The organism is Aliterella sp. E5.1, assembly GCF_057473825.1.
Genome location: NZ_JBYCCV010000203.1, coordinates 1 through 3255 on the forward strand (window position 1 = coordinate 1; position 3255 = coordinate 3255).

The window sequence follows — 3255 nt, forward strand, 5'->3', positions numbered from 1 at the left end:
CCTTGCCGTACTGCTTGTTGCAATTTTTTTGTTTGCTCCTCGTTGAGGAATCCTTTCGCAGGCATCGTCCTTGTACTTTGAAGATTTTAGACTTTAATTTTATACTATTTAGAAGTCTATTAGCTTAGCCTTCTTCGCTGCCCGCGAATTCTCCTACTATTGAGACGGCGTATATACCTTGGCTCATTCCCATCTTTGCCGCCCATTCAACGACTTCTTGCCAACATATTTCCAGAAATGCCTCGCAATCGATTAGATCGAGTGGAACTGCTACAGAGAGGGAATGCGTCTCTAAGTCGTCCTGTTCAATCGTCCGCATAACTCCAAGTTCGATGGCATTGATGAGGACCCTAGCAGACCCCGCCATTTTGATCCTGATTTTTTTTCCAAATTTACCAAGTTCTCCGTTAAGCTTGCGATGAGAATAGGGAACTGTAGCACCTCGTTCCGTTGAAATTCCCACGCATAAAACTAGCACTGACATCTATATCTCCTTAATATTTTCCCTTTTGAATTCGTCTATCTAAAGTGCTGATAATTAATGATAGCGATCGCCCAAGTAGATAACATTAGACCGCACCGATGAAGGCATGACTTTGGTATGAGCATTACCCGTAAAGGTGTAAACTCACTTTACGGCAAAGAACTAATGGGCATCAAAGCAGATTAAGCGTAAGTCAAAATCATACGCAGGGGTAAAACGAATGTAGATACTGTTGGCTAATTCAGAAGAGCTATCCAGTTTTCGGTTTAAGAGTCAGAAATCTTGAAGACGGAACTCACTGGGAGAACATCAGTTTTGATGTCGAGTCAGTAATGTTTCGACTAACCGTTGAGCCGTTTTTAACCGTTCAGGATCATTGGACTGCGCTACCCATGATGCTAACTCATTGAGTGAACCATTTACCAAATGGGCAAATCCCTCCGCATCGATTGTGTTCAGCTTTCCCTCATTAATAACCTTTTGAATCGATTCTTGAAGCAGCCCAAACCCATACTGGTCAAACTCGACCAAGGTGTCTGCTGCCAACACTGCTGGGGCTTCAATAAACACCAACCGCCGTCGCTCCTCTTGCTGGGCAATTTCTAAGAACGCCTGGCAGCCAATCACTAACTGTTCCCAAGGGTCGTCTAGCGGCTGTACCTTGGCGCTGATGTAATCTATCATCTCGTCATAGGCTTCAGCAACCACAGCCTTAAAAACTCCCAGCTTGTCATTGAACTGGTGATACAACGCTCCACGAGTAATCCCCAACTCACTGATAATTTCCTCGGTTCCGGTGGCTGCGTACCCTTTTGTTGCAAATAAATGACGCGCCCGATCAAGAATGGCGCGACGAGTACGGAGGGTTTGTTCAGCCTTAGTTTGCTTGGCAGGCATGGCAAATATTTAGATTAAACATTCATACAGTATGTATCTTGACAGCAAAGAGCAAAGACTTCATACTCTAAATACATACAGATTGTATCTTTTATGAGAATTATCCTCAAGGAGGCTGTGATGCAAGCTACCCTAAGCACCCGCAAAGCAACGATTGCAGACATCTCGTTCCTCGCCAGAATTGAGTATGAAGCCTCTTTGCCGCCGCTAAATCAGTGCTTTTGGGAGGATATTTTGCAAGGTACTCAAACAGGCGCATTGCAATTTATGGAGGCAATGCTAAGTGCAGATGCTTCTAATTGGGGGAATGTAACCGATTTCTTAATTTTAGAAGCGCAAGGCAAGCCCGTAGCAGCCGCCGCAGGTTATACACCAAACTCAGAAGACTATTGCCCATTGCGTCTATCCTGCCTACACAAAATAGCACAAGAGTTGAACTGGTCCGAAGAAATTGCTACAACCTTTCGCGTTCAGTATGTGAAATTTTGGGGTGGCGATTGCCGACCGATTTTTCTGACACCCCAAGCGCCCTGGATTATTGAAAATGTTGCAGTATTGCCAGAGGCACGAGGTCGAGGCTTAGGAAAAGTGTTACTCAGAGCATTGCTAGAGGAAGGGCGATCGCAACAGCATTCTCACGCGGGAATTATGGTAATCAACGGAAACGATGTGGCTCGTCATACCTATGAATCCATTGGGTTTAAGCCCTACCAAACCTTTCACGCTGATTACTTTAGAGAGCAGTTTAATCTCGAATTTTCAGGGATTACTAAATTTGGTCTTTGTTTCAACTGAACAGGAGAACGTATATGTCGTTCAAGACGATTCTGGTGGCTGGTGCAAGCCGTGGCATTGGTAGCTGTTGCTAAACATCTGCTTTCCCAGTCTGAGCGCTTGCTAGCAGTTTCTCGCACTGCGGCACCGAGCGGTGAGTGGATTCAGGCAGATTTGTCGAACCTAGCAGGTGTTGAAACGGTGTCAAATGCGATTGGAGACGATTGCTTAGATGCATTGTTATATATGGGAGGAACTTGGGAAACCCATGCGTTTACCAGCCAATACCGCTTTGAAGATTGCTCCGATGCGGATATTGTCAAAGTAATTGCTGTGAATTTACTGGCACCGATGAGGTTAGTTAAAGCCTTATTACCTGCTCTACGACGCTCTGATAATCCAAAAATCATTTTCATGGGTGCGCTCTCAGGTCGGGATAATTTTCCTGGGCGAGAAGTTGCTAATAGTGCCTCCAAGTTTGGTTTGCGAGGTGTGGTGCATTCACTGCGCGAAGAATTACGAGCGCAGAAAATTAGTGTGACAGTGATTAATCCTGGTAATGTCGGGACACCCGAAGTTCTAGCTGATCTCGCAGCAGATAATCTATTAGGCGGTGAGGCGATTCCCTTAACGGATCTTCTGAGCATTATTGATTGCATTCTCTCATTGTCGCGGGCAACCTGCATCAAGGAAATCGACGTGCCTGCCATGCGAGGTGAGGGAGCTTAATGTATGCAGCGAGCAAAGTAGTAGAGCCACCAAACACTGATTAAAGGATTTAAAGTTGAGGCTTGACCCTATCCATCTTGTACAAGTTAAGCTCTAAAGCTATTAGTCAAATGGCACTAAAGTAAGCCGAAACTATCAATTTGTAAAGGGCTTAAAGCGTTGAAAGGTAGAAAGATGGGAGGTGAATATCGAGAGTTAGGGAAGTTCAGATTTTTCAGTTTCCCTACCTCTAAACTATCCGTCCTAAGCTAATCGGCATCAAAGTTGCATAATAAAAAGGTAAAGCTGATTCAAAGTAACTATGCCACCAGCAGCCAAGAATTTTTTAAGGTCGGAACAAGTCGTTCATCTACAGCAAGCCCTCAAGGAGA

At 44.8% G+C, this 3255-nt stretch carries 3 protein-coding genes and 1 pseudogene; 2 read left to right on the top strand and 2 right to left on the bottom strand.

Features of this window, described 5'->3' with window-relative positions; genetic code table 11:
- Nucleotides 1-124: 124 nt before the first annotated feature.
- Together AC2VE5_RS24960 and AC2VE5_RS24965 are read right to left on the bottom strand one after the other, a co-directional pair.
- Nucleotides 125-484, bottom strand: a complete 360-nt coding sequence (locus AC2VE5_RS24960; protein WP_486890303.1) for a hypothetical protein — start codon at nt 482-484, stop codon at nt 125-127.
- Between the two features lie 309 nt (nt 485-793).
- Nucleotides 794-1381: a TetR/AcrR family transcriptional regulator gene (locus AC2VE5_RS24965; RefSeq protein ID WP_486890304.1), complete on the bottom strand. Its 588-nt coding sequence runs from the start codon at nt 1379-1381 to the stop codon at nt 794-796.
- Nucleotides 1382-1501: 120 nt separating this feature from the next.
- On the opposite strand from AC2VE5_RS24965, the gene AC2VE5_RS24970 reads away from it, so the two are divergent.
- Together AC2VE5_RS24970 and AC2VE5_RS24975 are read left to right on the top strand one after the other, a co-directional pair.
- Nucleotides 1502-2176: a GNAT family N-acetyltransferase gene (locus AC2VE5_RS24970; RefSeq protein ID WP_486890305.1), complete on the top strand. Its 675-nt coding sequence runs from the start codon at nt 1502-1504 to the stop codon at nt 2174-2176.
- Nucleotides 2177-2190: 14 nt separating this feature from the next.
- Nucleotides 2191-2884 (top strand): annotated as a pseudogene (locus AC2VE5_RS24975) (SDR family NAD(P)-dependent oxidoreductase).
- The last annotated feature ends 371 nt before the right edge of the window (nt 2885-3255 follow it).